Source organism: Pyxidicoccus fallax (assembly GCF_012933655.1).
In the GTDB taxonomy this organism is placed as follows: domain Bacteria; phylum Myxococcota; class Myxococcia; order Myxococcales; family Myxococcaceae; genus Myxococcus; species Myxococcus fallax.
The window spans coordinates 1-3,519 of sequence record NZ_JABBJJ010000605.1 but is presented as its reverse complement, the minus strand read 5'-3'; the positions used below and the strand labels follow the sequence as shown (position 1 = coordinate 3,519).

Annotated in this window: 2 protein-coding genes and 1 pseudogene; all 3 read right to left on the bottom strand. The window is 71.8% G+C overall.

Annotated elements, in window-relative coordinates; genetic code table 11:
• Window positions 1-320: 320 nt before the first annotated feature.
• The 3 genes and pseudogenes from HG543_RS52425 to HG543_RS52420 all read right to left on the bottom strand — a co-directional run bounded on the left by HG543_RS52425 (window position 321) and on the right by HG543_RS52420 (window position 3,138).
• Window positions 321-989, bottom strand: a complete 669-nt coding sequence (locus tag HG543_RS52425) for a cysteine desulfurase family protein (RefSeq protein ID WP_343073663.1) — start codon at window positions 987-989, stop codon at window positions 321-323.
• An 18-nt stretch (window positions 990-1,007) separates the two neighbouring features.
• Window positions 1,008-1,179: pseudogene (locus tag HG543_RS57125) on the bottom strand (aminotransferase class V-fold PLP-dependent enzyme); the annotation flags it as partial.
• A gap of 12 nt (window positions 1,180-1,191) precedes the next feature.
• Entirely contained in the window at window positions 1,192-3,138 is a 1,947-nt protein-coding gene (locus HG543_RS52420; protein WP_169352484.1) for a lysyl oxidase family protein, read from the bottom strand.
• Between the last annotated feature and the right edge of the window lie 381 nt (window positions 3,139-3,519).

Genomic DNA, 3,519 nt, shown 5'->3' with positions numbered 1-3,519 from the left:
GGCCCTGTTGAGGGGGAGGGCTGGAACCGAGGGCTCGAGGAGGGCTACTGCCGGGTGCCACGCGGGCTGTGCGCCGTGCCGGTGCAGAGGCGGTGCAGCCGCTTTGGGCACACGCCGGCCCAGGAGGCTCCCATGGGGAGGCCAGCAGGGGCGTGGGTGTCTGGGGCAGCGTGACTGCTCGCGGCTCAACACCCCGGCGCGGCAGCTGCGCCCAGTCCACTCGCGGCGTCCTCTGCTTCTTTGGCTCCTGGCTGACCGCTGCCTGGGGTGCCACGCTCGCTCCCTCCTCTCTTGCTTGGGTCCCCGGGACGGCCGGAGCGTCAGCGCCCCGCCACCTTGCGCCACGCCGCCGCCAGCGCCGCCGCCCGGTCCACCTGGGCCTCCGTGGTATCCGGCCCCAGCGACAGGCGCACCGCGCCCAGGGCCTCGGCCTCGGGAAGGCCCATGGCACGGAGCACCGCGGACGCAGACTCGCCGCCCTCGTGGCAGGCCGAGCCGGTGGACGCCGCCACCTCCGGCGCCGCCAGCCCGTCGCTGCCCTTCACGCCCGGGAAGCGCACATTGAGGGTGTTGGGCAGCCGCTCGGTGGCATGGCCATTCAGCGCCAGCCCGGGTACTTCCGCCCGCAGCCGCGCCCAGAGCCGCTCGCGCAGGGCCACCGCGGCCGCGGTGCCCCGCTCCCGTCTTGCGCGCGCCAGTGCGCACGCGGTGCCCAGGGCCACCGCGGAGGGCACGTTCTCCGTCCCGGGCCGCAGCCCCCGCTCCTGCCCACCGCCCAGCACGAAGGGCCGCAGCGGCGTGCCCGGGCGCACGTACAGCGCGCCCACGCCCTTGGGGGCTCGCAGCTTGTGGCCCACCAGCGTCAGCAGATCCACGCCGAGCGAGCCCACGTCCACGGGCACCTTGCCCACCGACTGCGCCGCATCCGTGTGCACGGTGACGCCGTGCCAGTGCGCCAGCGCCGCGACTTCCACCACCGACTGGAGCACGCCCGATGAGGGCCGCCACCTTCGCGCGCGCCTCCTCCAGCGCGGCGCGCGCCCGCTTCCCGTACGGGTACCCGCTGGAGGGATTGCCGAACTCCTCTCGGAGGTACGGCAGCATCGCGTCCACCACCTCCGGGTCGATGGGGGTGGTGGCGTTGTGGTCCAGGTACAGGGGGCGCTCGGAAGCGCTCATGCCCCCGCAGGATTACGGAAGGACGGTGGCCGTGTCGCCCTCCAGCCTCACGCGAACGAACACTTCGTTCGGGTGGACGCCCTCCTCCTCGAGGATGTCCGACTCGTCCACGCCCACGCGCAGGGTGTACGCGCCGTCTCCCAGGCCGGTGATGTCCATCCACTGGCACGGCACCTCGAAGGTGTAGACGTCCGCCCAGCCCGCGCTGATGCCCATGGGGTCATGGAAGGTCTCGGGCGCCGCGTCCGTGCAGTAGCTGATGGTGTCCAGCAGCGCGAAGCCCTGCTTGCGCCCGGTGAGGACCTGCTGCCCGCGCGCGTCGCGCAATTCGTAGCCGGCGAAGCCCTGGAGGTGGTCGTGCCCATGGCACTCGTCGAAGACGTAGACGTCCGGCCGCTCGTCGTACGGAGGGAAGACGGCGTCGGCGCGGCCCAGGTTCAGGATGGTGGTGCTGAAGCGCAGCAAGCGCCGCTCTCCCGGGGCCGCCACGCAGCCCTCCTGCACCTCGCACGCGTCGGCGGCAAACGTCTTGCGCACCACGTGCAGCGTGCGGGCAACCGCATCCTTGTCCACCGTGAGGTCCGGCTTGCCGTTCTCCGAGTCCCTCCGCAAGTCACAGGACGCGACGGGCCGGGCGTGGGGCGGGGCCTTCGGCTCCTTCGGCACCTGGCCTCCGCCGTAGACGGACACCTCGCCCACGGGGCCATTCAGGAGGTTGCCCGCGGCGCCGGCGGCCACCACCAGGTCATCGACGCCGTCGCCGTCCATGTCCCCGGGCATGGCCACGGAGTAGCGCCGGTAGACCTCGTAGCCGTCGGGGATGGAGTCCTCGCGGGGCCAGGCCCAGACGGGCCGCAGCGACTCGGACACGCCCTTCGCGGGTGAGTAGAAGAAGAGCCGCCCGACGGCGTCGTGCACGAAGTCATGCCGCTCACCATCCCCGTCCAGGTCCCCCACCGCGACAGGCATGGACACGCTGGGGAAGACGGGGTCCTGCGGGATGGACCAGACCGGCGCGGACGAGATGCGGCCCCCCGCCTCGGACAGGTGGAGGCTCGTCATGCCGTTGTCGGTGGACAGGAAGGCCTCGGGGTGGCCGTCGTCATTGAGGTCGGGATGCAGCTTCACGCCGCTGGCCACCACCGTCCACACGGGCGCGGCTGACAGGGGGCCCTCACAGGCGAAGGAGCTGCCGGGCTTGCAGCCCAGGTACAGCGCACGGGCGCCCTCTGTCTCGGGCGAGGCCAGCATCAGGTCCACGGCGCCGTCGCCGTTGGTGTCGCCCATGTCGCGGACGGTGAAGCCCGGCCGCGAGTGGACCAGGGTGAACGGCCCACCCTGTGCTCCGGGAGTCGAAGCGTAGAAGGACAGCATGCCGGCCCGGATGCTCACCAGGTCGTCCAGCCCGTCGCCATTGAAGTCGGCCAGGAAGGTGGTGGAGAACAAGCCGTTGCCCGGAACGCGAAAGGCCGGCTCCGTGAGAATGGCACCCAGGTCGGGCCCGCCGGGAAAGACGGACACGCCGTACCTCGTCGTGACGAGCAGGTCCGCGAAGGCGTCCCCATTCACGTTGCCGGCCGTCGTCCGGAGCCCCTGCCCCCGGGTCTGGGGGTGGGTGTTCTGCCACGTCATCAGCGCGGAGACGGCCTGCTTGGAGAAGAAGCGTTCCTCGCCCGCGAAGAAGGACACGCGCCCGGGGTGGTCCACGACGGCGAAGTTGACCGTGCACGGCTCGGTGCCCACGGCCAGGTCCTTGCGGCCATCGCCGTTGAAGTCCGCGAGCGCGACGGAGCTGCCGAAGCACTCGTCCGCCAGTGACGTGTCCGCCGTCACCTGCCAGAGCGGTGTCTCCGAGAGGAAGGGGCCCTTCGGCGGCTTCGGTTCATCATCATCGTCCCTGCATCCACCCAGCAGGGCTAGCAGGGACATGGCGACCAGCGCTCGGTGCGGCAACGGCATGAAGGCTCCTGGGGTGCGGACTGCATGACGAATGAAGTGAGACCGCGAGGCGGAAAATGATGCAAAGCATCTGCGGGTCACCGCGCGAGAACGGGAGCCCGGACCCGCGCGAGCCGTGGACACACAGGGTGTTCTCCGCCCATCACCTCCGGCTGGAGGAGCCCCCCGGATGGCGGCCGAGCAGCCGCCCCCGCGCCCCACCTTTCCCGCGGCGCCCGTGTCGAGGGCGACGTTCGCGACCCATGGCCTCGTCCGCCGCCCCAGCGTCCACCGACCTGCTCCCCGAGACGGGCCTTACGGCAGCACTGCGTAGAGGCGGGATGGGGGCCCTGTTGAGGGGGAGGGCTGGAACCGAGGGCTCGAGGAGGGCTACTGCCGGGT

What these genes read in the sequence shown, in the direction of transcription:
- HG543_RS52420 (WP_169352484.1), bottom strand. Translation starts at nt 3,138, where the DNA reads ATGCCGTTGCCGCACCGAGCGCTGGTCGCCATGTCCCTGCTAGCCCTG.